This window comes from Leisingera sp. M523, assembly GCF_025141335.1.
Classification (GTDB): Bacteria; Pseudomonadota; Alphaproteobacteria; order Rhodobacterales; family Rhodobacteraceae; genus Leisingera.
The window spans coordinates 2,779,137-2,805,589 of the sequence record NZ_CP081036.1; the positions used below are offsets into that span (position 1 = coordinate 2,779,137).

Below are 26,453 nucleotides of genomic sequence, written 5' to 3' on the forward strand. Positions count from 1 at the left end.
TTTACTCCGCTGCAAGATTGGTTCTGTGATGGCGCACCACAGTGTTGGCCGCCGCATGGCCGGACATATAGGTGGGCTGGAAACCGCCCGGGCCGGTCCATGCACCTGCGAGATACAGGCCCTCTGGACCTTTGAGGCGCTGGCGGAACACCGGAGTTTCAAGCGCGTTCTGGTCAAAGCCGTAAATCGCACCGCCGGGAGTGTTGAGGTAGCGCATTACGGTGAGGGGTGTGGCAACCTCAACCTCCTCAATATGCGCTTGAATGCCCGGATAGACCCGTTCGGCCAATCGGATCAGCCGCTGAGCAAACTCATACTTGGTGTTAAAATATGCCTCTTGCGGAATGTCCTCCCAGACTTTGCCGTATTGCGCGCACATCAGCCCGATCACTGATTTCCCTTCGGGCGCAAACGTGGGGTCGTCGTAGTTGTAGCAAGTCAGCAGGCAGCCGGCCGGATCGTCCAGATTGTTGGCTGTATCAAAGACGGCACGATCATCCAAATCGGAACAGATGAAGTTCGATGCGGCCGTGATACCCAGCTCTTCCGGAGAGACATCAAGCCCAAGATATACGATGAACCCTGACACACCGACACGGCTGTGCTGGAAGGTTTCGCGCACTTGCGGTTCCAGGGTTTCAACGTCCAGAAGCTCGTTGAAGGTATGAATGGAACTGGCGTTTGAGACCACGGAAGCGGCATTGAAACGCGCCCCATGTTCTGTTGTCACTCCAGTGACACGACCTTGATTCGTATGGATCTTTGCCGCAGCAGTGTTGAACTGCACCTCGCCGCCTGCCTCCAGAAACGACTGAAGCAAAGCGTTGGACATTGCCTGCGATCCGCCCCGGATGTGATAGGGTTTATAGTGTGCATAGAGAAAGAACATCGGCCCCAGCTCAACAAAGGGCAGCTCATCCAGCGGCAGGCCAAGATAGGGCCAATATGCCCCCAGCGTAGCCTTGAGCCTGGGATCTGAGAAGAATTCATCCAGGACATCCTGAGAGCTGCGCACACCGTACCGCACCAAATTCGGGCATTTTTTACGTAGCGCCCCAGGGTCGCCTGCCCGCTTAACGCGTGGGAAAACGCCGTAGTACTCCTGACACAGGGTGCCGCACAGCTGAACAAACCGCGCGATGGCGTCGGCTTCCTGCGGGAACTGCTTGCTTAGCACATGGATGAGGCCGGGAATATCCGCAGGCAGGGTGATATCGACCTCACCTGGCACGCAGAAGCGGTAGACTTCGCCCTCCTCTACAAACTCGACCTTGTCGAGCACGCCCAGATCCCTGAACGTGTCGCGCAGCACAAAGGGGTCGGCTTCGGTGCCGAGACCGCTCAGCTGGTGCAGCGCCACCTCAAATTCAAAATCGCCGCGTACAAAAGACGTGCCGCAGCCGCCCGGGATATTGTGGCGTTCCAGAAGGAGAGTGCGCAGGCCTTTGCGCTGCATCCCCGCAGCGGCTGAAAGCCCGGCATTGCCTGCGCCAATAACGATGGCGTCAAAATCCGTCATAACTCATAATTCTCCTGATTGTATCTGATCGGGCCTAGGCCAGTTCATGCGTGCCGGCACAGCTCAGTTCTTCCGCCAGTAAAAGGCCTTGCTGAATGGCGCGTTTGGCATCCAGTTCAGTGGCCAGATCAGCGCCACCAATCAGATGCACAGGAAGCCCGCGATCGCGAAGGCCCTGTTCAAGGTCGCGCTGCGGCAGCTGGCCCGCGCAGACAACCACTGTATCCACTGCGAGCAGGCGCGCGGTGCCGTCTACGGTGATATGCAGCCCTTCGTCATCCACCCGGTGGTATTGAACACCGCCCAGCATTTCGACTTTGCCCAGCTTCATTTCCGCACGGTGAATCCAGCCCGTAGTCTTGCCCAGGCCGCTGCCGAGGCTGGTGGTCTTGCGTTGCAGCATGGTGATAAGCCGGTAAGGGGCATCAGGCGCGCGGTCTTTCTGCAACCCGCCCCGCACCTCATCGCCGCCGGTGCCCCAACTGGGATCAATTCCCCACTTGCGAAAGAACGCAGGCAGGTCGGCGTGATCCTTTTCGGGGTCCGCCAGCAGAAATTCACTGGTATCAAAACCGATGCCGCCTGCACCGATAACTGCAACCGTCTTACCGGCGGTGACACGCCCGGTAAGGATATCTATGTAGCTGCACACCTTGGGGTGATCCGCCCCCGGAATGTCCAAAGGCCGCGGCCTGATCCCGGTCGCCAGCACCACACGGTCAAAGCCTGTACCAAGATCCTCGGCAACAACCGCTGTGTTCAGCCGCAAGGTGACGCCCGCGGCTTTCAGGCGCTGGCTGAAATATCGCACAGTTTCATCGAATTCCATCTTGCCCGGCACGTTGCGGGCTATATTCAACTGCCCGCCAATCCTGTCTGCGGCTTCAAACAGCGTGACGTGGTGACCGCGTTCCGCAGCTTCGCTGGCAAAACTCATTCCTGCGGGCCCGCCGCCCACAACGGCGATCCGCTGCGGTGCATCGGTCCGGGTGCTGGAATAGACTGTTTCATTGCACGCACGCGGGTTCACGAGGCAGGAACAAGTCTTCATGCTGAAAATATGATCAAGACAAGCCTGATTGCAGGCGATGCAGGTGTTGATGCTGTTGTCCTGCTCTGCCTTTGCCTTGGCCATAAAGGCCCCGTCAGCCAGGAAAGGCCTGGCCATCGACACCATATCGGCATCACCGCGGGCCAATGCGTCTTCGACCTGTTCGGGTTTGTTGAAACGATTGGAGGTAATCAACGGAATGGAGACCTCGCCCATCAAACGGGCTGTGACCCAGGAGAACGCCTGCCGGGGAGTGGCCTGGGCGATGGTGGGCACCCGCGCCTCGTGCCAGCCGATCCCGGTATTCAAGATGGTGGCCCCTGCAGTTTCAATAGCCTTGGCCAGCGTGACCACCTCAGGCCAGCTGGAGCCCCCTTCCACCAGGTCGATCATCGACAGGCGGTACATGATAATGGCGTCGGGGCCGACCCGTTCGCGCATACGGCGCACGATTTCCACCGGAAATCGGATGCGGTTTTCATAGGAACCGCCCCAACGGTCAGTGCGGTGGTTTGTTCTTGCGGCAATGAACTGATTGATCAGGTAGCCTTCGGAGCCCATGATCTCGACCCCGTCATACCCGGCGTCCCTAGCCTGGCAGGCGCAGGTTGCAAAGTCATCGATCGTGCGCTCGATATCCGCGTCCGTCATTTCTCGCGGAACATATTGTGAAATCGGCGCTTGAAGCGCTGTCGGGGCAACTGATCCAGCGGCATAGGAGTAACGGCCAGTGTGCAAAATCTGCATAATAATGCGGCCACCTTCACGATGCACCGCGCCGGTCACCACCCGATGAATTGCCAAGGATTTCTCACTGTCGAGCCGTGCAAAACTGTCAGGCTCCCCGGGGATCCCGGTGCTCCCCTCAAAGTTGGGGGAAACCCCGCCGGTGACGATCAAGGCGCAGCCGCCCCGGGCCCGTTCGGCATAGAACTCAGCAATTCTCTCACCAGTCTGATCGATTTCCTCCAGACCGGTGTGCATGGACCCCATGATGACCCGATTGGGCAATGTAACTGTGCCAAGATCAATCGGGCGGAACATATTCGGGTATTTCATTCTGTTGTCCTCGCTGGAGTAATGGGGATCGGGAAAACCGGCGGCGACTGATTGCACATATGCCGCACGGCCTGGTTTAAATCAGGCCAGAACCGGGCTGCGGTAGCGACGCACCAACCAGGCAAACCCAAGCCCGGTGACATAAGCCATAGGCAGGTAGAAAAACGTCGGCGCCAGCAGTTCCGGGGCATTCAGGATGCCAATGATCACCACAATTGCCATGGAGATATTCTGCATTCCAACCTCAACGGTCACCGATCGGGTTTCCTGTTCGGTCAGTCCCAGGCCACGCCCCAGAGCAAAGGCCAGTGACATCATCAGCACATTGAGCATGACCACAGCCAGTAGAGCCTCAATGGAGGTCAGCAGCTCAATCATGCTGAACATGAATAGAAGCGAAGTGATCAGAACGATGCCGAAACCCCCAATGAAAAGAGGGCGACGGATCGCCTCAGCAACCATAGGCACCCAGCGCGCCAGCGCCATTCCAGTTACCACCGGCAGAAAGGTGGTCAGGAAAATGCGGGCTGCAGTCGACCAGAACGGCAGCTGCAGACGGGTGTCTTCCCCAAGAAACTGATCAATTGCGGCCCCGACTAACAGCGGCACTGTCAAGAAGGCGGCAAGGCTGGAAATCGCGGTCAATGTCACCGAGAGCGCCACATCGCCCTTGGAAATAGCGCAGACTGCGTTGGATGGCGCGCCGCCGGGACAGGCAGAAATCACAACCAGCCCCACAGACAACGCGGGCGACAGGTCCAAGATGATTGCAATGGAGGCCGCAACAGCCGGCAGCAACAGGATCTGACCCGCCACTCCAAGCAATAAAGCACGCGGCTGTGTCAGCACGCGACGGAAATCCGTGACCTGCAGTGTGCTGCCCATTGCGATCATGACGCCGATCAATCCGGCAATCGCAATTGTGGTGATAACAGCTCCGATATCCATGTGGCCTTCCTCCCCTTAGGCAAGCGTATTCAACGCCGGCCATCACTTAGCTTACACTGTAAACCAAATGATCTGAGTTAATAGCGCAAACTTGCGAACGCTGCGTTACTTTTGGGAGAATGCGCGGATGGAGGTTGGGATCTTTTCGGAGAAAATCTGCTCAAGCTGCTGAATTTCCAGATCAAAAGCAAGCTTGCGCGATAGATGAAGCTGTACCATGCCATGCAGAGAGGACCACAGCCAATGAGCCGCAAAATTGCAATCAATCGCTATATTTTCTGCTTCGGCAAAGGCCGTCACAGCGTCGAGGTTGACGTGCCAACTGTCCGCTTCACGGCTGATCGAATCGCCGAAATCGGCGGCAATCTGCGCGTAGTTTTCAAACTCCCACGCGTCAAACATCAACCGGTAGTCATTGGGCGCCTTGAGAGCGAATCCTACATAAGCCTGCGAAACAGCGACCAGCGCATCGGTCGGCGTTTGGGCCACTGCCTGGGCTCGCCGCATATGAGTGGTGAGCCGCTGAAATGCTTCCAGCCGCAGCTCCATCAGGATGTGATCCTTGCTGGGGAAATGCTTGTAAGGCATCATCGCAGACACCCCCAAATGCTTAGCAATAGAGCGCATCGACAGGGCGGAGATCCCACCGCGCTCCAGCAGGTGACGTGCAGCCTTGGTGATGCCACTGCGCGGGTTATCGGTTGAGGCAGTTTTCATAGCGCAAGCGGTCTCCGGTGGCGTCCAGAGCCAATATCCGGCAAAGGCTGGGAACAATCCATCAGCTTTTGCAGAAATTCACCGCAGGCAGGCAAATACTGCAGGGGCCAACCGGCCCCTGCGGTCAGCGGATCAGCGGCGCACTGTTATGCTGATCGTCCCCATCGAGGCCGATGTATAAGTGACGACCTGCCCTGGCTGAAGAAACCGCTTGGCCGCAAACTCGTCCTGGATGAACGAGGCAATAACGCTGTCATAACCGGAAGCTTGGCCGACGAAGGCACCTGTGACCACATGCCGGATGACACCCCGTGCCATGTGACGCAGAGAAGGCGGCATGAAAATAACTCCTTCCGGCGTGCCTGACATAAGAACCTGGCCGGTCGAAATTACAGCATCTTCAATCAGCTGATACCGATCGCCCTGATAGATGAACCGGGTAGAAACGGAATCATCCAGAACCTTTTCCACCAACTGGCCAAAATCGAGGATCATTTGACCTCCGCGCGCGTCCTGGCGCAGCGCGCCGTCCAGCCGCGTCTCGATGCGTTCTTGTTCGACAAAGCTTCGCCAGTCCACAGGAATAACAAGGAACGGACCACTTGGGAAATAGCCGGGGCCGCTTTTGGCGTCACTGAACCCCGACCCGGAATCAAAGTTGTCTGTATCGATCATCTTCAGCAACGTCGACCGATCGGTGAAATCTCCGCACAGAAAGAACCCCTTACGGGCCGCCTCGAAATCCGCCAGCGATGCGATATCGCGATCAAACCGGGCGCAGATCTCCACTTCGTAGTCCAGCAGAACCTCGGGTTGATATGCTACCGACGTGACAGGCGGCGTGGCCATGCCGAACTTGGGAAAGCTGAACACAGAGCTGCTGGTGGTTTCTTCGGCATGTTCCGGGAAATTTGTGCCCGATCCGATATGGCGCTGTCCCTTGCCTGCCGCCGGCAAGAACTGAGACAGCGGATAGTCTTGCGTCATAGTGCGGCCCGCCTCGCCCACAGCCTTACTGTATAGCGCAGCCAACTCGGCCTGAGGCACCTCTTCCAGAATCTGAAACAGTTCCAAATCTGCAGAGACACCATGCCCGGTCAGGTCTACAGCTGTTACGGTGGTCTCAGTCAGGCCAGTAATCAACAAGGGAACGGCGCGCCCATCCTCTCCCTTCACCTGCCCAAGGGTGATCGCCTGTTCGATGGGCAGCACGCCGGAAGACAAAGTTCCCGCTTCTAAAGAGATGGGGTTCAGCCGGTCCGGGTCGTCATTCAGGGCAAAGATCCAAAAGAGAAAGCCTGCGCAGATGGCGCCAGCGGTCACAGCAATACGTTTCATCATTACCTCGGTCATAAAAGGTGAGCGGACAACCCCGGCAAACGCCGGGGCCGCTGTTTAAAAGCGAAAGAAGATGCCGGAAGAAATTTGGGTCTGGCCACTGTCAAAGACGACGGAGCTGTCTTTGGCATCCCCCATCAACTCGGCATGGGAAACTCCTAGAAACACACTGGTCCGCTCAGACAAAATGTAGGATGCCTGCAGCTGTATCCCGGCACGTTCAAGACCGGATCCTGCCTCATACCGGGCAAAAGATGAGGCCCCCGCTTCGGCAGCGGAAACGCCGTAAAACGCCTGGTTGTAAGAGCTGTCCGCCCAGGTCACAAATGGCTTTGCGGACAGGCTCAGGCGCGGGGAAACAGCAGTGGAAAACTCGGCGGCCAGCGTGGCACGGGTGCCTTCGTGGCCCCCATCGCTAAGGCCATGGCTGATATCAAATTCCAGATCTGCAATCCCAAGATCATACTCGATAAATGCGGTGAACAGGGCGCCGGCCTCAACATCTCTCAGCCCGGTCAGCCGGACATCATCCTCGGCCAACCGTTCGTCAAAGTCATAGCCGACAGCGAAACCCAGCGACAGATCACCCGCGCCGTAGTTGCGCAGCGCATAGACCCCTAAACCACGCTGGTTCAGGAAGACGCGGTCGCGCCAGGTCAGGTTGAAGATCGGAAACGCTGATGAGCTGGATTCGTCCGAACCCGGAAATTCAGGCCCGTAAGACGCGCCGAGACCGATAACTCCAGTTAGGCTCTTGCCTTCAGCAGAGGCCATTTGCGGGAGAGTTAGAATGCAGGCCAGAACCGCGCAGACAACTGGTGGAGCAGGAACAAGTTTGTGCATTTGTACACCTTTCATGCGATCAAGTACCGGCCCGTTTGCAAAGTCGGTTTTCACGAGGCCGGTGCCGTGCATCTGTCTCAACCCACACAGAGATCACATGGCAAGTTCATGAAAACGGCGGAGAAATTCTCAAGTGGGTGCAGTGCTGTCATGAACGGTCAATGTGCTACCGCTCGTGAAATAATGGTTTAATGCTGCCGGTGCCGGGTTAAACAGAAGACAATCGACTTGATCCCTGCCCTCAGGAGGCAAGTGACATGCCCCAAGTAACACCCCACAGCAAAGACAGGCCAAACCAGCTTGATACTGTGTTTCAGACCCTGTTCGGGCTTCGTGACATAAGCTGGCAGCAATTGGCGGGGTATTGTCTTTGGTTTTCTGTCCTTGGCAGCGTGATCATTACCAGCTTTGAACCGGTCGCCACGGCTGAACTGCATGTGGCGTTGGCCGCTCTGTTGTGGTTCCTGCACCTGTTAGTGGCAACATTTCTGATGTCGGGTGTGACCGTGCTGGGGGTACTGGCCGGTCTGCGGATGCCCTGGCCGCTGGTGCTTGCAGTGTTGCTGTTACCGGTGCTGCTCACCCCGGTGTCATTCGCGCTCGACAGCTGGTTCGGCGGTGAACCACGCGGCATTACCCGGGGTTTCGGCCTGGGCTGGGAATTGCTGATGGAGTTCTTGGACATTGTTACGCCGTCGCTTGGACTGGCAGCGCTGGCAGGTATCTTTGCTTATCGCGCAGCAGATCTTGCACGCCGCTACCAGCGCTCGCTGCTCGCGGTTCCATCAACGGAACCCGCGTTGAAAACCGTGGTGCCTGAAGTTCCCCATCATTTGGGTGATGACCTGATCCGGGCGGAAGCACAGGGCCATTACGTCAAGATTGTTACTGCTGCGGGTAACATCACGCTGAAGCTAGCCTTTTCGGACTGCGTTACAGCGCTGAAGCCCTTTCTTGGGGCGCAATGCCATCGGTCGCATTGGGTGCGCTTCAAACATGTCACGTCCATCAAACGCCAAGGCAGCGCCTATACCTGCCTGCTCGAAGACGGCACCGAAATCCCGGTGAGCCGCCGCCGTTACGCAGCGTTGCGGCGGAAGTTGTGAAAGCGGCGCAGCAGATCGCTCAACTGCTGCGGCCTCCGGCACCGGGTATCATTCGCGAGAACACACCGTCCCGATCCACAAGCGCATGTTTCAGCGCCGCTGCCAGATGGACGGTTACGGCAGTGACGATCAACCAGTAAGTCACGGCATGCAGGATGTGCAACAGGCCGTAAAGAGAGGCCGGAGCCAGACCAAAGCTGCTGTAGTCCACCCCGATCAAAGCCGGGACAAAGGCGGTCTCAACCGTTGAGGCCAGGAAAAACCCGATGCAGATCTGGAAAATAACCAGCCCGTACAGACCCCAATGGACAATCCGTGCTCCTATTCTGCTCCATGGGCCAACGCTATCAGGCAACGGCGGCGCCGGATGGATAAGCCGCCAGATCACGCGAAACAGCATCAGACCGGCCAGGACTGTCACAGCCAGCCCGTGGCTGCCGTATTCGGCGACTTTCTCTGCCTCCGGACGGTCGGCCAAGCCGTTGGCCGCAAACAGAATAGCGATCAGATTGATTGCGACAGCCCAATGCAGCAGCTTATCCATGCGGCCATAGCTTCTGAGGGTCGTGGTTGAAACTGGTGGATGGTTCATCTTATGATCTCCATTCGATTGCCGCAGCCCCGCCGGCACAGGGGCCAACGGGGCTGTCAGAGCTGTCGAAAAACTGTCTTCAATGGCGTCGGCAGCTGTCAGCACACGTCATTATTGCGCGCAAATCTTCACGCCGGGCTGAAAGGCTGAACCGATCAGCAGCATGTCCTCGTAGGGCACAGCAACGCTTACCGAGGACTGCAGGGAACCGTCGTTCTCCATAACCAATTCGCTCTTACCGGTGTCCGGTTCGACACTGTAAACCTGAAATGGTGAGAGTGCGGTTGGATCTTTGATATGACCGTCAAACGCCATCAGGTTCAAATGCGACGCCACCCAAAGCTGGCCATCCTCGGCAATGCGCACGTTGTCAGGCGCCTGCCCAACAGGGATTTCACGCTGCAAAGTCAGCACGTTGCTGGCCTGATCCCGGGCAAACACCTTAACCACACCTTCGCGTAGCGCAGTGGCGTAAACAGTTGAGCCGTCCGGCGTTGTCGCAACTCCATTGGCGAATGCCATTGGTTCCAGAATTTCAGTTTCGCCCTCATCATAGACCGACAGATCGCTGATCTTGCGGGCGAACATCATCTCAACCATGTTCCCAAAAGCACCAAAGGCCCCACGATCGTTTGAGTAATAGAACGTATCAAGATCAACCGCACCAATCCCGTTGGGTGATTTGATGCCATCGCTGGTGTGATGCCTGGCCAAGGTCAGCGCGTCTACGCCAACTTCAAAGACATAGACATCGTGCCCAGCTTGCGGATCACTGGCGCTGCGGTGGTTCAACACGAAGAGATACTGCACACCATCAATGGTCTTCAGATCCATCCCATGGGGCAGGAACGGCAAGCTGGGGTCCAGGCCGGTCAGCGGCATTTCCACCAGCTGGTCGCTGCCATCCAGCACAAGCCTATGCAGCGCGCCGGTTACTTCTTGACCTGCCATCCCGGTGCGCCGATCAAAAGATGAAATATAGGCCACACCAGCATCGTAGTCGGCAATGATATCTTCGGCCCCGACCATCTGACCAATCGAGCGGCACTGACCATTGTAAGCGGTCGTTACGGAGTTAAACGCGCCAAGTGAAGAAACCGTGGCCGCCCCACCTCCAGCCAGCAGCAGCATGATGGCAGCAGTGGAATAGATCAGGCGTTTCATAAGGTTATCCTTTGATTGAATTGTTACCGCGCGGCAGCGCGTAGCGTGTTGCCGCTTCGATGATGTCTCTGATCACAGGCACGTGTTCAGCTCGCGCTGGCGCGTAGAGCATGACGAATGTTTCGGTCGGAAAGATCCGCTTGAACCGCGCCATGGAGTGCAGCTCGCCCCACCCCTTGTCGAGTACCTGTTTAGCGTCGCTGGGGCTGAGGATCGTATGCATCGATCCGTCGCTGGGGTGGAAATGACCAATCTCACCACCCAGGCCTGTGGCGGGGTTCCCTCCCTCCACATCGCGCAGCCAGATCGCCTGATTGTGTTTCTCATATTGGCTAAGTTGGTAGTGCAACCGGTCATCATTTCGGGCAACAATGCCATCGAACATATTCGATAGCTGCTGCATCACGCCTCGATCGGGGATCTGGTCAGTCTGACGATGCGGCACAGCATGGGGCGCAATGGTTGGGCGCGGACCTGCACGAGTGGGTAAATCGCCTAAAAATGTTTGATCGGTACTGCCGCCAAGTTTGTCGGCAAATACTGATTGATCATAGGGATCGCCCGCCATCGGACGCATAGCTGTGACCGCGAACCATCCAAAGATGTTGCTTGGCAGCCCACCCTCCCCCAACGCGATCCAAGCGCGGTAGTCACGGATAGCCCAGACCAGCGCCGCCAGCAGGGCAAAGACAACAGCAGCTGTAACCATGACCCAACCAAACAGGCTGCCACCAGTTGCGGACCAGCTTTGGTGCTGCCCCCAGGCAAACCCGATTGCAGCACAAACCAGCACCGCATTTGCCACATGAAATATTCGCTGCACCCACATCTTCTGAACTCTCTTCCGCTGTGCTGATTGGCTTTTCAGCCTAGTCGGCACAGCCAAAGGCGAAATGTGGATTTACCTCAGACTAATGGTGGAAACGGCTCACCCGAGTTTATTTGCGAAGACCGGCGCGAAAGGCACCGGGGGAGAGGCCGAAATGCTGTTTGAAAGCCTTGGAGAGGTTGCTGGGATTGTCATATCCCGCCTCCTCCGCAATCACGCTGAGGGTGACATCGCTGGAGCGCAGGCGGCGTTTGACCAATTCGAAACGCTCGCTGTTTTTGATATCGAGAAAGCTGGCGTTTTCGCCTTTCAACCGTCTTTTCAGTGTGGCCGGCGACACATGCAGCAGAGCCGACACGCTTTCAACCGCGCCCCTAGAAAGACCTAGTTTGCCAAGCGCCCATTTCACCTGGCCTACGGTATTCAGCGTCGCAGGCGGCACCGAGAGCTCATGTTCGATGCGTGACCTTGCAGCGGCCTTCAGATCGGCAGCGCCGGCCAGGGTGCGGATGCGCAGATGCGCCGTCGGATACCGCAGAAAAGTTTCGGCCTGCGAGAACACCAATTGCAGGCCGGGAGGCACCGTATCCGGCGGCACACCATCTTCCGGACAGGGCCAAGCCAGATGCAATTGCCCTGGCAAACTTTCTTCCTGAGTACCAGTTATCGCGCGGGCGAGCCAAGCCAGATTGATCAGGCTTGAAATCGCATGGAAACGCACGGCTTCATCCGGAGTATCAGGATTGCCGGAATGGACAACGATGTCGTAGTGACCGGCTGCACTACGGGTTTCCAGGAACTGAGCACCGCCCGAGCGCGAACCATATTGTTCCGGAAGCTGTTCATAGGCTTCGCCGAGGGTTCTGGCACTGCGCAACGCCAGGCCAAAAGCACCATGTGTCTGAAAGCTCATGGCGCGGCCGTACCGCCAGGGCAGCAGCGCATCATCGCGGGCCTGGGACAGCAAATTCAACACCATACGGCTATAGCTATTGCTGCGCACGTGGCTTGGGGCGGCGACCAGGTCGCGCAGATGAAGCCCGCTGCCTTCAAGCAGCAATTCAGCCGAAACCCTTGAATCCGCTGCAAAAGAGACCAGCAATTCAGTATAGCTGAAAGGAAGAGCGTAGTCTCCTTCACCGATGGCATCACCCTGTTTCATGACCAGCCACAATAACCGCACGAAAAGACACCGGCAACGTCAATTCCGGTGTCTCCGTTCTGGGCTGATTAGCGGTGTCAGGTCATGGTAAAGGTCAGCTGCCCCAGCCATTCGGCATCCATCTCGACCAGGTCGCCGGGCTTCAGGTAATCAGGGTTGTTGCGACCAGATTCGAGAAACTTAGGAATGCTGACATCCAGCGGCATGATGGCAAAAATTGCCTTTTGCTCGGCAGAAACCTGAAAGGTCACCCCTGCTGGTGTGCCAGTAACGATGAGGTCGCCAGCCCGCAGTTTCTGATCCGGCGCAAACGCTGCCGCCCCCTCCAGAATCTGCCGGGGAGTATAAATCAGGCTACTGACAGGCTCGCTTTGGCGTATCTTTCCGTTTACTTTCAATTCCAGCCGGACAGCAGGCAGCAGATCCCGTGCTTCGGCATCAGGCACCCAAAGCGTACGCCCACATGGGAAAAAACCGTCATAACTCTTGCTCGCGGACCAAAGAACATATCGGTCACGCGTCAGCTCACCCATCATCTGGACAGTTCGCGACGTCACATCATTGGCCAGAAAATAGCCGATCATAGGCAGTTGCTTGGCTGCTTGCAGCTCTGACAAGGTGCAATCTTCCAGCAGCTGAACGCCCAGTTCGATTTCAAAATCCATCATCGGCACCAGCTGATCTTTTAGTGCCTCGACCCGTTCGCAGAGTGATGGTTCAGCGCTGATGACCGCGCGAAGAAGAGGCTCCATCGTCGGAATCGCCACGCTATCCTGGCCCGGCTTTGGTGCGGCGTTCTTTAGAAAGACAATCGGTGTTTCCGGTGTCTCAGATCCGGTTTCTCGGATGTGGTCCGCATAGGCAAGACCGAAAGCATAAGCAAAACCAGTTGTGGGAAGGAAGTCTTGAAACGTGCCCTCCTGAGGGCCTGTGGTCAGTGGCATGGTGTGTCCAATCATTTGAAAGCAAGCCGCTTTTGGCGGTGACGCTCAAACTGAGTGATCCACGCCCGCTTTGGTTGCTCCAGAAACTTAGGCACCGGTCAGAGGTTTAAGAAGTTTCAAAGCGATCAGGATTTTGGTGATTTCAGCTTATCGGCAGCCGCGCCGTTTGGGTGCGCTGGGAAAGAAGCCGGTCTTGCAAACCTGGCGGGCCCGCTGATTGCACATAAAAATTCCGGTCAAGCCTGACAATGTCAGGTGCAGCTTCAAGAACCATCCAAAGTCCCGCTGGTTAGCCAAGCAGCTGACCTCTTCCGGAACCGGCTGCCTTGGGTCAGGGACAGACCAAGATCTCACGCAGATCGCCTGCGCTCCTTTAACCATACAGTTGATCCCTTTCACTCTCGAACCAAACTGCTGTGATCACTTACTTCTGTGTAACGGAAAAATTGTCAGCCACAGTACCGGAGACGCATTGTATGACTTCCCATCCGCGACAGTATGATGCCGTCATCATTGGCGGAGGGATCGCCGGCATTGTTACGGCCCTGGGATTGCTGGATCAAGGCCGGTCCGTCGCCATCCTGGAACGAGACAAGCCGTCCAAATTCGGCGGCCAGGCCTACGAAGCCTTTGGCGGCATGTGGTTCACCGGCACACCTATTCAGCGCAGCAACAGGATTAAGGATACAAAGGAACTTGCCACCCGTGACTGGCTGCACGCCGCTGAATTTGGCCCCGAGGACGTGTGGCAGAAGAAATGGGCGCTTTCCTATATCAATGAAGGCTCTACCACCGTCTATCAGTGGCTCACCAAAGAACTGGGGATCCGCTTCCTGCCTGCGCCGGGCTGGGTGGAACGGGGCGATTACATGTCGGGCAATTCAGTGCCCAGATATCACATCATGTGGGGGTCATCGGAAAAACTGACCCGGCTTCTGGTCAAGCGGCTAATACGTCACAAGAAACGCCACAAGCTGACGCTATTCTTTCACCATGATGTAAGGCAGTTCATCCAAAAAAGCGGAAAAATTGTCGGCTGCATTGCTGAAAGCAACGGCATTGAGCGTCGTTTTCAGGGCCGCGACATTGTCATTGCCAGCGGCGGCGTGACTGGCAGCGAAAATGAGGTCCGCCGTCTCTGGCCCGCTAATTGGCCCAAGGCACCGGATTACATCCTCAACGGGTCGCATGAGTACTCCGATGGCAAGCTGCACCGAGTTGCAGCGGAAGAACTGTCAGCAAATGTCACTCACCTCGACGCCTTCTGGAATTATGCAGCCGGGATACACCACCCCTACTCCGACCGAACCGATCCCAAACATGGCGCCAGTTTGATCCCGCCGCGATCCGGTCTCTGGGCCGATTGCTACGGACGTCGCATCGGCCCGATGCCGCTGGTTTCAGGGTTCGACACCCGCCATTTATGTCAGCGGGTTTGCGAACAGGAACACGGGTACACTTGGCAGGTGATGAACTGGAAGATCGCCAAACGCGAACTCAACATTTCCGGCACCGTTTTTAACACTGCCATCCGGGATGAAAGAAAGCTCACGTTTCTGGCCAACCTGCTGAGGGTCCCCGATAACTTTCTGAAGGAGATCGAACCCCTCAGCCAAGACATAATTACTGCCGATAACCTGGGTGACCTTGTCGCGGGCATGAACGGGCTAACCGGCAGCAACCGGATCGACAAAACCGTGCTGGAAGCAGAGCTAACCGAATTTGACCGGCAGCTGACAGCCAGTGACGATCAGGTCAACGATGACCAAGTACGCCGCATTGTTGGCCTGCGCCACTGGAAAGGCGACCGGCTGCGGATCTGCCGGGGCCAACCTATTCTTGACCCTGCTGCGGGGCCGCTGGTCGCGATCAGGCTGCATCTGATTACTCGCAAGAGCCTGGGCGGCATCAATACGGATCTGTCCTCGCGTGTGTTGCGCTCTGACGGATCGGCCATTGACGGGCTTTATGCCGTTGGCGAGGCCAGCGGGTTCGGCGGCGGCGGCGTGAACGGGAAACGGTCTCTGGAAGGGACCTTCCTTTCTTTATGTATTTACAACGCGATGAAAGCCGCCTCGGCCATCAATGCAACCTACTAAGCGGAGATAATTACGTGATCAAAGAACAAATTCAGACAAGCCTTGGCAGCATGGCTGTTGCGATCAGTCAGCCGTCAAACCCCAAGGGAACTTTGGCCTTCTGGCCCGGCATGTTTTTTGATGGAACCATGTGGGACCCGGTGCTCGACGCCTTTTTACCAGACTTCAACATTCTAGTTATCGATCCGCCCGGCCATGGTGGCTCAGACGCGCCCCAGAAAATTTTCTCGATCAAAGACTGCAGCGTGATCCTGCGCGAGATACTGGATCATCATGCATTGCCGAGCTGCATGATCGTTGGGCTGTCCTGGGGCGGTTTTGTCGCCCAATCCTTCAGCAAGCATTTTCCGGATCGATGCGATGGTCTGGTTCTGATGAACACCTGTGCCTCTGGTCCAAAACGATCCGAGAAAATCATGTTCTCAATCATCCCCCGCCTTTTAGCCAACTTTGGAGTGAAAAACTTCGAAGGTGCGCTTACCAGTGCCCTGCTGTCCAAATCAGCAGCCAAAGGCAACCGCATGCTGGTGAGCAAGCTGCGCAACTACCTGCATTTGCTGGACTACAAGGCGCTTAAACCTGTTCTGTTCAGCGTCATGAAACATCGCGAAGATCTCTCAGATTGCCTCAACGGAAGCGACATCCCTTGCTTAGTGATCTATGGCGACCAGGATCCAGCGATGGACGCGGTCCGGTCTGAACATCTTATCTCACGCATGCCCGCGAATGTATCAATCACCAAGCTGCCAGTCGGGCATAATGCCGTTCTGGAAGCCCCAAGTGATGTGACCGCCGCAATGAAAAGGTTTCTTCTGGCCTGAACACACGCGGTTTCCCGGCGTCTCTGCCGTTGTCACGGCGGCCGGGGAGCGGTCTCGCGCGGCGTTCCCCACGGCGCTCTAGTTCTGCGATCTATGCCGCTCACGGAACTGGCCCGGGGTCTCGCCGAAATATTGCCTAAATGCCTTTGACAGATTACTAGCATCGCTGAACCCAGTGCGGGCGGCGATCTTGTCAATTGAGAGCTTGCCAAGCAAAAGGTACCCGGTTACGCGGTCAAACCGGACCTTCTTTTTGATACTGATGAAAGAGGTGCCTTGACTGTTAAGCTGACGCTTCAGCGTTGCCGGGGAGACTCCAAGACGGTGCGCAGCCTCCTCAAGTGTAGGCAGTTCCGGCTCCACTTTGCGGAACACCCAATGCACCTTTTCAACAACTCCCGTCTCGGGTGGCGGCACCTCCATCTCGACTTCGCAGCGACGCAACGCTGCATCCATCAAATTTGGGCTGCTGGATGCAATCCGCGCATGCAACCGCGGCTTCGGCAGTGAAATCAGACTCTCCGGCTGATCAAAGCACATTTTTGTGCCTGGCGGGAGCAAGTCAGCCGGGATTTCCTTGCCCGGATCTGGCCAGGCAATCCGCACTTCTTCATCCAGAAAATCCGCTTCGGATCCCGTCAACCGCCGGCTCATCCAGGCAAACGCGACCAAACTGGAGATCGTATTGAAGCGCACAATATGATTTGGGGCATTGGGTTTTGAGGAACGAACAACAATCTCACAGCGGTTTCTTGTCATCTCGATCGAAACCGATTGCGCATAGCCAGTGCGTGTCGCAAAAAACATCGGCAGGAGATCAAGAAACTGCTGCAATGTGGCACAGCTCTGAAGCGCAAGACCGACAGCACCGTGAGAAAGTTCGCTGATTGCCCGGCCATACTTCCAAGGCAACAGCGGATCGCAAGAAGCAACCACAAGCTCATCAACCAAACCGTTATATGTGTCGCTTCGAACGAAAAGCGGTCTTGACAAATACTTACTTAGAGAAATGTCAGAATTGGAAAACAAGGATTCCGGAGAAACTCCATATTTTGCAGAAAATGCCACCAGCAATCCAAGGTAATCAGCTGATATCAGGAACTCCCCTGTTCCTATTGCCGCGTCTATCTTCGCAGTTTTTGCCATGAGCTTTAATAACCATAGCGGGGAGCTAAGTCAACCTCGTCACCAAGCAAGACTAAAGCGCTATAATAACACACGGGAAGGCTGCGGACGGGAAGATGACCCATTGCGCAGAAATAAAAACAGGGAGGAAAAGACCATGACACTTATCGGACGAATACTAGTGATTAGCGGGATATCGTTCATGTTTATCGCATACTCACAATTTATCCCGACATCACTTTCTACACCATTGATCGCCGATTATGTAAAGAACCACTTCATCCGGGAAGTTACCTTTGGCTTAACCTTGGCCTGCATGACAATATACCTAACCTTCAACGCAAAAAATATTTACGATTGTCGCCGTGTAGCCGCTCTCGGTTCCATTGTTGTAATGCCATTCTGGGTCGCCTGGACATTTGGATGGTCGACCGGTGGAATTAGTGACGTCTGGGGAGATTCAATTTCACCAAATGGAGCATACATGATTCACGTACCTCAGATTTCACTATTCCTTTCGGGCCTCCTTTTTCTTTTTTCGGGGTTACGAAATAGGGTGACAACTATTACCGACTCATCAAGTAACGTTCAAATTCAAGCACAAAACAACAACGTTTAGAATCTGGACGACGTTGAGGATGTGCCCCGGCTTTGTTGCACAAATCGTCTGAAGGGATTCACTGTATGAATCCAGCGTAGTTGCAGAACTCTGACATCTGAGGTTTCACATCAGGAGCCTTCATAACGGCATTGTTGCAGAACTCGCTCTTGAGGCCTGGCTCCCCCTTTCCCCTCCGAACTTAGGCGACGCGGATAATCTCAGCGGTGCCGAGTGCGTTGAAGCGGTTGATGAGTGCGATGCGGATATGGATCTCGGCGGTTTGGCGGTCGGGGTCTCTTGCGGCAATGCGCTCGCCGAATGCCTTTAAGCAGCGCATCTTTGCCTCGATCCGGCTTCGGACGTGGTATCCTGTCCAGCGCTTCCAGAAGGCTCGACCGTAGTGTCGGGTGGCTCGCAGAGTTTCGTTTCTGACCTGCGCAGCCGGACAATCTTCTTTCCACAACCGGCCATTCTTGCGGATCGGGATGATCGGGGCCGCGTCGCGTTCGAGGATCGCGGCATGGCAGCGTCGCGTGTCATAGGCACCATCGGCACCGTGATCGCCGATGGTGCCTATGACACGCGTAAATGCCACGAGGCGATTGCCGCCAGAGGTGCCAATGCCGTGATCCCTCCGCGCAAGAATGCCAAGCCCTGGAAGCCGGCGAACGCCGGAGCGATTGCCCGAAACGAAGCGGTCAGTGCGCAGCAATATCTGGGCCGCACCTTGTGGCGGCGTTGGAGCGGATACCACCGCCGAAGCCGCGTCGAAACGAAGATGCATTGCATGAAACTACTTGGCCAATCGCTGGTGGCGAGGGACTTTGATCGGCAGGTTGCAGAAATCCACGTCCGCATCGCCATCCTCAACCGCTACACGGCTCTTGGCATACCCGTCACTGAGCCTGTAGGCTGAGTCCGTATGGGGTATAAGGGGAAGAGCGTCCTTCGCCTGATTTGTGCAACAAAGCCCCAATGGGTTCAAGCAGGCGGCGGTTGTTGAACTGAACCAATCCACCCATCCGAGCGTTGCGTATTCCACGTCTTCGAAGTTGCGCCAAGGGCCGCGGCGGTGAATGACCTCGGCTTTGAACAAACCGTTGATCGTCTCGGCCAGGGCGTTCTGCGCCTTCAAATGATCCCCCGGATCATTTGATCCGCTGCGCGGATCTGCTTGAACTCATGGCTGTCTCCGACGCTGCCCGCAGAAGGTTCTATACCGGCTTCGCCCAACCGCTCTGTGTATCTGATCGAAAGGTATTGGCTGACCCACTGCGTGACAGGCGATGCCAGCATCGCCGAGAACGGCGGCCGGAGTAATGAACAAGCCCCATCGCCTTTGCCGGCCGCCGCTCGTGAACAGCCTGCTCCAGAGCATCCATTGCCCGGCAGGCGCATGCGAAGCATGTGCGAGAGGGGAGAACGAACCCGGCATGCGCCGAGGTGCTGACACGACCCATTGACCGGCAGGCGATTTGGCAAAGCCAAATCTGCCGAGAGGGGGCCAACGATCTTGCGGGCATAGGCATCGATAAGCGAGCCATTGAAGGCGCCATTGGTTCGAGCCCAATGGCGAGCGGCGACATAGGCGAACCCTTTCCAGGTGGCAACATAGGTGAAATCGCTGACCCAGAGCATGTTGGGCGCGGGGACACGGAATTGCCGGTTTACCTTGTCCATCCACTGCCCGGCAGCACATGCGCAGCATGTGCGAGAGCGGGCACGGGGCCTTTTTGCCGGGCATCGTGGTTTTGTGCGGCTTGCCCCGGAGCGAGCTTTTGTCCGCCATTGGTCCGAGGACAATGGCGAGCGCCTTGAATACCCATGCTCTTCATCAGCCGGGCGACCGTGCAGCGGGCAACAGTGAGACCCTCCCGCTGCAATTGCCGCCAGATCTTCCGCACGCCATAGACCCGCCAGTTCTCTTCGAAAACACGCAGGATCCCGGGCCGCAATGCCGCGTCACGCCGGGCACGGTCCGGCAACCGGGCCGGATCGGCCTGCTGCGCCAGATGCTCGTAATACGTGGAAGGGGCAATCGGCAGGAATGAGCCATGTCGCGCCATTGGTCCGAGCGGCAATGGCGAATGCAGATCGGCTCGACCCCATGCTCACCGCGATGCATGTCCCCTCTCGCGCATGCTGGCATGCGCTGCCGGGCAGCGGATGAATGACACCATCCCTTCGACCGGCGGCCGAGCTCCGCCATCGCAAAGCTGACCGTAGGAACGCCACTGGTCCGGGTGACAAGGTCAACGCCGATGCCTTGCGGAGAATCTCGTTCACCTGGCGCAGCTCGCGGTTCTCCCGCTCAAGCGCCTTCGTTTGGGCGGTCAAATGATCCCCCGGATCATTTGACCGCTGCGCGAACGACCCGCACTGCCGGCGGCATCAGTTGGAACACCCGCCCGCTTGCCGCTGTCGACTTCCGCCTTCTTCACCCACTCATTCAGCCTGTGCGCCGAACAGCCGATCTTCGCAGAGACCGGCATGATTGCCTGCCAGCGGGAACTGTACTGGCCGTTTGCCATTGGGCTCGGACCAATGGCGCCTCCAATGGCTCACTTGTCCAGCACCAGACGCACCGCACGCTCGCGGACCTCAGGAGAATACTTGTTGGTTGTCTTGCTCATTGTGACTTCATCCTACTCAGGAGTTGAAGCCTCCGGCAAACCCGGTGCGGTTCAGGCAGATGTCGTGCGCCGGATCTTCGCGAACTACGCCCGCGGGCTTTCGCCGAAGAAGATCGCCGAAGCGCTCAACAAGGAGCGCATGCCTGCCCCGTCCGGCCGCCATTGGGGTGCCTCCACCATCCATGGCAACCGCCAGCGCGGCACCGGCATCCTGAACAATGAGCTCTACATCGGCCGGCAAGTCCGGAACCGGCTTTGCTACGTGAAGGATCCGCAGACCGGCAAGCGCATCTCGCGGCTGAACCCGGAAAGCGACTGGACGGTCACCGACGTCCCGCATTTGCGGATTGTCGCACAGGATCTCTGGGATGCGGTACGGGCACGCCAAGGAGAACTGGAGACCGCGGGCACCAATGTTCCGGTCTGGGACCGGCGCCGCCCGAAGACGCTGTTCTCCGGCCTGATGGCCTGCGCCTGCTGCGGCGCCAGCTACACGCTGATCAACAAGACGCGCTACGGCTGCGCAGGGGCCCGCAACAAGGGCGCTGCGGTCTGCACCAACCGCGCCACCATCGGCCGGGCAGAAGTGGAAGAGCGGGTGCTTTCCGGGCTGAAGCAGCGCCTGCTGGCACCGGACCTGCTGGCGCAATTTGCGGAAGAATACCGCAAGGCGTTCAACGATGCCGCCGCGGGCGCCTGCCAGGACCGGCAGAAGGCCGAACACTCCCTCAGGAAGGTGGAGAGCCGGATCGCCAACATCCTGACCGCTATTGAGGACGGCATGTACACCGCCTCGATGAAGGACAAGATGTCTGAGCTGGAGGGTGAGAAGGCCCGCCTGGCGGCGGTCATCGCGGACAACCCGGACCCCCCTGCCCTGCGGCTGCATCCGCGCCTGTCGGCGCGGTACCGGGAGCTGATCGGGGATCTTGCTGGCGCTCTGAATGCACCGGAAGTGAGGCGGGAGGCGGCGGCGTCGCTGCGGGCACTGATTTCGGAGGTGCGGATGGTTCCGGACGCGGACGCGCCCGGGGGCCATCAGCTTGAACTTATTGGAGAACTGGCGGGGCTGATGGCTTTGGGTCAGCCGGAATCGAAAAAGCCCCCGCTTTTTGCGGAGGCTTGGTCGGAAACGGTGGTTGCGGGAGCAGGATTTGGACACTGTTTCATCCAGGCCGGATAGCTCGCGAGGGGGTAAGCCCACCCAGTTCTACGAAGGCACAAACGTCCGCCACTCAAAGCGGACGATCGCTGTAGGCGCTTTTTTGGACTACCCGAGCGGCATCTATGCCCGATAACCGACCTTCAAGTCGCGTTAAACAACATCCCGGAAATCACTGGCCTGATAGGGCACGAGCAGTTCTTTGAGCGGAGCAAGAAAGCCTGCTTTCCGCAGCGGGTCTGAGCCCATGTCAAGAAGTAACTCGTCGTGATAATGTGCCATGTGCAAGAGCAACGTCGCCGAACGTGCCGGGCCTACTGGCATCCAGGACCGTTTCCAGCGCCTGAGTGCATCAATCGAAGCACGCATGCCTTCTTCGTTTGGCAAGGCTATGTTTCCGACGACGACCTCGGAAAGCCATCGGGCCTGTAGTGCAAATGTCGTAACGCTCATGAAAGACGAGGCGCGACCGACAAACGCCAGGTTGGGCACGCCGGGATGCAGAATGTGCCGGTAGAGGTAGATACCGTCCGGTTCTTCGCCCAACGCGTCGCGCAGTTCCTCGGGCAGAAATCTAAAACCAGTTTTCCAGCCGGTGCCAAAAACGACGCAATCCACGGCCAGCGTGTCACCATCCTCAAGGATCAGCTCTTTTTCGGTGAACCGCTGCAAGCCGCTGCGATGAGCTGATATCTCTCCGGAGCGGATATTTTCTATGAACCCGGGCCGTGGCACCATCGTCACTTCGGAATAGGCGTCATATTCGATCGGATGCACGGGAACCAGATTGTTTCCATTGGCGATCTTGGTTCCCAGCTTTTGCTGGGTGCCCAGCAATAGCTCAACCACTCGCCAGAAAAGCCACGGCAAAGGATAGCCAACGGTGTGAAGCCCGCGCACGATGGGTGTTGGCCGGGCATAGGGCGGGATCATCGCCGCGACGAGCCGTGTCAGCATTCCCCACTTGAAAGGAAGCAGCCCCAGAAGTTTTCTGGGAACAGGCCAATGAGCGGTGCGAAACACCAGATGCACCTTGTCCGCCACGCCAATTGCAGCCCCGGCGATATCACCTGCACTTTTGCCATACCCGACGACGGCAACGCGACGCCCGCGCAATATCTCAATGTCCTTGACCTGACTGTTGTGAAGGACTTCACCCTGAAATTGATCCCGCCCTTGAATCTCTGGCATCAGAGGCGTTTCTGAGTAAAGTCCGGTGGCGATCACGACCAGATCGGCCTGCACGCTGTTGGTGCCGTTCTCATTTTCGACTTCAAGCGCCCAGCCGTCGCCCGATCTTTGCAGCGCGGTGACGCGCATACCCAGTTGCAGGCAGTCGCGAATACCAAAATGATCGCAATAACCCTCCATGTATTTTTGGAAATCAGGGCCCGGCGTGTATTGCGGCACTGCTTCAGGCAATGGAAAATCCGGGAATTCGTAGAGATCCTTTGGAATTTGCACACCAAACCCGTGATACCCGTCGGCCCAGACGCCTCCCAACTGGGAACTTCGGTCGTATATCGTGCAGCTTACTCCCTTTTTGCTTAGGTTCTTGGCCGTGGCGAGACCGGATACACCTGCGCCGATGATTGCTGCTGTCTTGATTTTCCCCTGGATCATGGCGTTTCCCGCGTTCCGTTCATCAGTTTGGAAACGCCCAACAACACCGCCCCCAGAATCCAGAACGTCAGCACATAGGCGCCGAACAACGTCCAAAGAAACCAAGTCCAGATGCCTTGCCAAACTGTTTTGTTGTAAGCCAATCCGGGACGATCCAGCCGCGCCCGAAAAACGTCCAGCATATGCAAAAAACCGACGATGGCACCCATTGCGGTGCCGATCAAAAGATATGTGCTCATCTTGCAGCCCCCCATTTATCATATCGGAAAAATGCACATTTTGAAACGAGCAGGCTGGAGATCTTGTCGCACAGCGGTCATTGGAGCAATCGCAGTGAAGGTTCGCTTTGTCTAAGGTTTGTCGCTGCAGCTCACGCTGAACAGCAGCGACAAACCTTAGACGTAGCCGACCTTCGCCCTTCCGGGCGGTTGCAGACGCAGCATCCGCTCGCAGGCGCGGCACGCTGATCGCTGCGTTGCAGCCGATGTCGCCAAAGTAGTCATTGAAAGCTAGTCTGAGGCGTGAGATTCAGACCGCTCTTTCGCTGCAGTCAGGACCGACTAGCGAGGGGCGGGACTATGCTGCCATTGCCCTTCCAGGCGTTTGCTGACGCAGCATTCGCTTGCAGGTGCGGCAAGCTCATCGCTGCGTTGCAGCCGTTGTCGCGAAACCGGCCATTCAAAGCCACTCTGAGGTGCGGAATTCAAACCGTCCTTTCGCTGCAACCTGGTCAGACCATCTAAATGCGGGACTTTGCTGCCGTTGCCCTTCCGGGTGTTTGCCGACGCAGTATCCGCTCTCAGGTACAGAACGCGATTTGCGGCGGAGCAGCGGTGTTCCCGTTTCAGGGCATTCGCCGGTACGATAATCAGCGAAATACCTACCATCCTTACGCCGCAACCGGGACCAATCCTTGAAGAGTGGGAAGGCACTGCCTTTCGCTACGGCTGAACCAAGGTCTGTCCGTGAGGCACATTAACCTGCCGCAGCTTAGTGACAATCTCTACAGGCTTGTACTGCTTCATTCCTATTCTGGTTCTCCGTGTTCCACTTCATAACGGCAGAACAGCTTAGTGGGGGAGGCCCGGATGTGGTTGCAGAACGCGCGCAGCCAGCGTTTGCGCAGCGGGAGAGGATCGGTGTTACGTGAGCGCGACGATGTTGTTTTGATCGTATTTTGCCAAAAAATTAGATCAAACTACCCCAATAGTAACAAAATGACGCGAACTTTGGGTCAAAAAATCATCCGTAACCAATCAAAGTAAATCTGCGCTGAAATGCCGCTCAGACCTCAGCGCTCAAAAAGTTGACTTGCGTATCGTGGAGGAACGCAAGGCCTCACCAAAAATGGACCTTTGACGGCGCCCTGGCAAACCACCCGGTTTGCCGAACGGGTTTCCCGTGCCTTCAGAGGCAACACGGAGGAGAAACATGAAACTCAAACCGCTTCTGTTGAGCAGCGTGCTTTGCGCTGCTGCAGGTATTCCAGCATATGCTGAAACCCTGAAATGGGCACGTGCGGGCGATGCACTGACCCTTGATCCGCATGCCCAGAACGAGGGGCCGACGATCACGCTTGGCCGCCAGATCATGGAGCCGCTGGTGGACCGTGACATGAAAGGCGGGCTGGTTCCTGGCCTTGCCACCGAATGGGCGCCTTCGGAAAATGACCCGAATGTCTGGACCTTCACCCTGCGCGAAGGGGTCAGGTTCCACGACGGCGCTGACTTTGACAGTGAAGACGTGGTCTTTTCGCTGAACCGGGCAATGACCGAAAAAAGCAACTACCGGGAAGTGCTGGCCTCGGTTGCAGAAGTCCGTGCCACCGGCCCCTACACGGTTGAGATCGTGACCAAGGGCCCGAACCCGATCATGCCCAACAATCTCACCAACCTGCTGATCATGGACAAGGGCTGGGCAGAGGCCAACGATGCTGTCGATGTGCAGGACTATGAGGGCGGCGAAAGCACCTATGCTGCCAAAAATGCTAACGGCACAGGCCCCTACAAGGTGGTCAGCCGTGAGCCGGACGTTAAAACCGTGCTGGAGCGTTTTGACGGCTACTGGGGCCTGGGGCAGTTCCCGCTGCAAGTGACCCGGATTGAAGCATCGCCGATCCAGAATCCGGCGACCCGTGTCGCTGCCCTTCTGTCCGGTGAAGTGGACTTCATCCAGGACGTGCCAGTGCAGGATCTTTCCCGTGTGGACGGTTCAGAAGGCCTGGACGTGCGCAAGGCGCCGCAGAACCGGGTTATTTTCTTCGGGATGAACCAAGGCGACGCGGATCTGGCCAATGACAACGTCGATGGCAGGAACCCGCTGTCAGACGTGCGCGTGCGCCAGGCCATGAACATGGCAATCAACCGGGAAGCCATCCAGAAAATCGTGATGCGCGGCCAATCGGAGCCTGCGGGCGTGGCATTGCCGCCCTTCGTGAACGGCTGGACCGCTGAACTGGACAAAGTCCCGGCCACTGACATCGCGGCTGCCAAAGCGCTGCTGGAAGAGGCCGGCTATGGCGATGGCTTCTCGATCAAGCTGGACTGCCCGAACGACCGCTACATCAACGACGAAGCGATCTGCCAGGCCTCGGTCGGCATGTTTGCGCAGATCGGGATCAATGTGAATCTGGATGCCAAGCCCAAGGCTCAGCATTTCCCGTTGATCAACAATCTGGAATCCGACTTCTACATGCTGGGCTGGGGTGTTCCGACCTATGACTCAGAGTACATCTTCAACTTTCTGGTCCATTCCAAAGGCGAGGCTTATGGGTCGTGGAACAACACGCGCTATTCAAACGCCGAACTGGACAAAGCAATCGAGGCACTAGCGAGCGAGACCAATATCGCCGCACGCAATGAATCGATTGGCGCGATCTGGGACCAGGTGCAGGAAGACGTGCTGTACCTCCCGATTCACCATCAGGTGCTGAACTGGGGCATGAAGTCCCATGTCGACGCAATCGTCGATCCGGAAGACAGCCCGAAGTTCAAATACTTCGCCTTCAAATAAGGAAAACCAGTCAGGCACCCTTGTGTGAGGGTGCCTGCGCCGGAGCTCGCGTCCGCTTGCGGGGAACATCCCCGCGGACTGCCGCAGTCTTCGGTCAGGGAGATC

Annotated in this window: 21 protein-coding genes and 3 pseudogenes; 7 read left to right on the forward strand and 17 right to left on the reverse strand. The window is 57.1% G+C overall.

Annotated elements, in window-relative coordinates:
- Position 1: 1 nt before the first annotated feature.
- The 6 genes from K3557_RS13665 to K3557_RS13690 form a co-directional block, all read right to left on the reverse strand.
- Positions 2-1,519 (reverse strand): NAD(P)/FAD-dependent oxidoreductase, encoded by a 1,518-nt coding sequence (locus tag K3557_RS13665; RefSeq protein WP_259994549.1) that lies wholly within the window; start codon positions 1,517-1,519, stop codon positions 2-4.
- Positions 1,520-1,553: 34 nt separating this feature from the next.
- Positions 1,554-3,629: an NADPH-dependent 2,4-dienoyl-CoA reductase gene (locus K3557_RS13670; protein WP_259994551.1), complete on the reverse strand. Its 2,076-nt coding sequence runs from the start codon at positions 3,627-3,629 to the stop codon at positions 1,554-1,556.
- Between the two features lie 81 nt (positions 3,630-3,710).
- A complete protein-coding gene (locus K3557_RS13675) occupies positions 3,711-4,577 on the reverse strand; it encodes a bile acid:sodium symporter family protein (protein ID WP_102883841.1) in 867 nt (288 codons plus the stop codon).
- A gap of 105 nt (positions 4,578-4,682) precedes the next feature.
- Positions 4,683-5,294, reverse strand: a complete 612-nt coding sequence (locus K3557_RS13680) for a TetR/AcrR family transcriptional regulator (protein WP_259994552.1) — start codon at positions 5,292-5,294, stop codon at positions 4,683-4,685.
- Positions 5,295-5,426: 132 nt separating this feature from the next.
- Positions 5,427-6,647, reverse strand: coding sequence for a fumarylacetoacetate hydrolase family protein (locus K3557_RS13685; protein ID WP_259994554.1), 1,221 nt, complete (start codon positions 6,645-6,647; stop codon positions 5,427-5,429).
- 42 nt (positions 6,648-6,689) lie between these two features.
- Entirely contained in the window at positions 6,690-7,406 is a 717-nt protein-coding gene (locus K3557_RS13690; protein ID WP_259994555.1) for a MipA/OmpV family protein, read from the reverse strand.
- A 377-nt stretch (positions 7,407-7,783) separates the two neighbouring features.
- Between K3557_RS13690 and K3557_RS13695 the strand changes: the two genes are divergently transcribed.
- The gene (locus K3557_RS13695; RefSeq protein ID WP_259994556.1) at positions 7,784-8,581 is read left to right on the forward strand and encodes a LytTR family DNA-binding domain-containing protein; all 798 of its coding nucleotides are present in this window, start codon (positions 7,784-7,786) and stop codon (positions 8,579-8,581) included.
- A gap of 19 nt (positions 8,582-8,600) precedes the next feature.
- On the opposite strand, the gene K3557_RS13700 is transcribed toward K3557_RS13695, so the two are convergent.
- The 5 genes from K3557_RS13700 to K3557_RS13720 all read right to left on the reverse strand — a co-directional run bounded on the left by K3557_RS13700 (position 8,601) and on the right by K3557_RS13720 (position 13,272).
- On the reverse strand, positions 8,601-9,173 hold the full coding sequence (locus tag K3557_RS13700; RefSeq protein ID WP_259994557.1) for a cytochrome b: 573 nt from the start codon (positions 9,171-9,173) through the stop codon (positions 8,601-8,603).
- A 111-nt stretch (positions 9,174-9,284) separates the two neighbouring features.
- A complete protein-coding gene (locus tag K3557_RS13705; RefSeq protein WP_259994558.1) occupies positions 9,285-10,337 on the reverse strand; it encodes an SMP-30/gluconolactonase/LRE family protein in 1,053 nt (350 codons plus the stop codon).
- 4 nt (positions 10,338-10,341) lie between these two features.
- Positions 10,342-11,160 (reverse strand): luciferase family protein, encoded by an 819-nt coding sequence (locus tag K3557_RS13710; RefSeq protein ID WP_259994559.1) that lies wholly within the window; start codon positions 11,158-11,160, stop codon positions 10,342-10,344.
- Positions 11,161-11,275: 115 nt separating this feature from the next.
- Positions 11,276-12,328, reverse strand: coding sequence for an AraC family transcriptional regulator (locus tag K3557_RS13715; RefSeq protein WP_259994560.1), 1,053 nt, complete (start codon positions 12,326-12,328; stop codon positions 11,276-11,278).
- A gap of 77 nt (positions 12,329-12,405) precedes the next feature.
- Entirely contained in the window at positions 12,406-13,272 is an 867-nt protein-coding gene (locus tag K3557_RS13720; RefSeq protein ID WP_259994561.1) for a fumarylacetoacetate hydrolase family protein, read from the reverse strand.
- Positions 13,273-13,688: 416 nt separating this feature from the next.
- Here K3557_RS13720 and K3557_RS13725 point away from each other — a divergent pair, with 416 nt between their 5' ends.
- Together K3557_RS13725 and K3557_RS13730 are read left to right on the forward strand one after the other, a co-directional pair.
- The gene (locus tag K3557_RS13725; protein ID WP_259994562.1) at positions 13,689-15,371 is read left to right on the forward strand and encodes an FAD-dependent oxidoreductase; all 1,683 of its coding nucleotides are present in this window, start codon (positions 13,689-13,691) and stop codon (positions 15,369-15,371) included.
- A 14-nt stretch (positions 15,372-15,385) separates the two neighbouring features.
- Positions 15,386-16,192, forward strand: a complete 807-nt coding sequence (locus tag K3557_RS13730) for an alpha/beta fold hydrolase (protein ID WP_259994563.1) — start codon at positions 15,386-15,388, stop codon at positions 16,190-16,192.
- 78 nt (positions 16,193-16,270) lie between these two features.
- Here K3557_RS13730 and K3557_RS13735 read toward each other — a convergent pair whose 3' ends face one another.
- Positions 16,271-17,338 carry an AraC family transcriptional regulator gene (locus K3557_RS13735; protein ID WP_259994564.1) on the reverse strand — a complete coding sequence of 356 codons (1,068 nt, stop codon included), beginning with the start codon at positions 17,336-17,338 and terminating at the stop codon, positions 16,271-16,273.
- A 136-nt stretch (positions 17,339-17,474) separates the two neighbouring features.
- On the opposite strand from K3557_RS13735, the gene K3557_RS13740 reads away from it, so the two are divergent.
- On the forward strand, positions 17,475-17,936 hold the full coding sequence (locus K3557_RS13740) for a hypothetical protein (RefSeq protein WP_259994566.1): 462 nt from the start codon (positions 17,475-17,477) through the stop codon (positions 17,934-17,936).
- Between the two features lie 181 nt (positions 17,937-18,117).
- Here the strand turns inward: K3557_RS13740 and K3557_RS13745 are convergent.
- Positions 18,118-18,486: pseudogene (locus K3557_RS13745) on the reverse strand (transposase); the annotation flags it as partial.
- Here K3557_RS13745 and K3557_RS13750 point away from each other — a divergent pair.
- Positions 18,466-18,834, forward strand: a pseudogene (locus K3557_RS13750) (transposase); the annotation flags it as partial. The pseudogenes K3557_RS13745 and K3557_RS13750 sit on opposite strands and share 21 nt — an antisense overlap.
- Here the strand turns inward: K3557_RS13750 and K3557_RS13755 are convergent.
- A pseudogene (locus tag K3557_RS13755) lies at positions 18,815-20,213 on the reverse strand (IS3 family transposase); the annotation flags it as partial. The pseudogenes K3557_RS13750 and K3557_RS13755 sit on opposite strands and share 20 nt — an antisense overlap.
- A 38-nt stretch (positions 20,214-20,251) precedes the next feature.
- The gene (locus K3557_RS20630) at positions 20,252-20,410 is read right to left on the reverse strand and encodes a hypothetical protein (RefSeq protein WP_409201182.1); all 159 of its coding nucleotides are present in this window, start codon (positions 20,408-20,410) and stop codon (positions 20,252-20,254) included.
- Positions 20,411-20,534: 124 nt separating this feature from the next.
- On the opposite strand from K3557_RS20630, the gene K3557_RS13765 reads away from it, so the two are divergent.
- On the forward strand, positions 20,535-21,734 hold the full coding sequence (locus tag K3557_RS13765; protein WP_259994568.1) for a recombinase family protein: 1,200 nt from the start codon (positions 20,535-20,537) through the stop codon (positions 21,732-21,734).
- Positions 21,735-21,866: 132 nt separating this feature from the next.
- On the opposite strand, the gene K3557_RS13770 is transcribed toward K3557_RS13765, so the two are convergent.
- Both K3557_RS13770 and K3557_RS13775 read right to left on the reverse strand, forming a co-directional pair.
- A complete protein-coding gene (locus K3557_RS13770) occupies positions 21,867-23,336 on the reverse strand; it encodes an NAD(P)/FAD-dependent oxidoreductase (RefSeq protein ID WP_259994569.1) in 1,470 nt (489 codons plus the stop codon).
- Positions 23,333-23,545 carry a hypothetical protein gene (locus tag K3557_RS13775; RefSeq protein ID WP_259994570.1) on the reverse strand — a complete coding sequence of 71 codons (213 nt, stop codon included), beginning with the start codon at positions 23,543-23,545 and terminating at the stop codon, positions 23,333-23,335. Before K3557_RS13775 ends, K3557_RS13770 begins: the two co-directional genes overlap by 4 nt.
- Before the next feature lie 1,222 nt (positions 23,546-24,767).
- Between K3557_RS13775 and K3557_RS13780 the strand changes: the two genes are divergently transcribed.
- Complete coding sequence (locus K3557_RS13780) at positions 24,768-26,348, forward strand: ABC transporter substrate-binding protein (protein WP_259994571.1); 1,581 nt, start codon at positions 24,768-24,770, stop codon at positions 26,346-26,348.
- Positions 26,349-26,453: the final 105 nt, after the last annotated feature.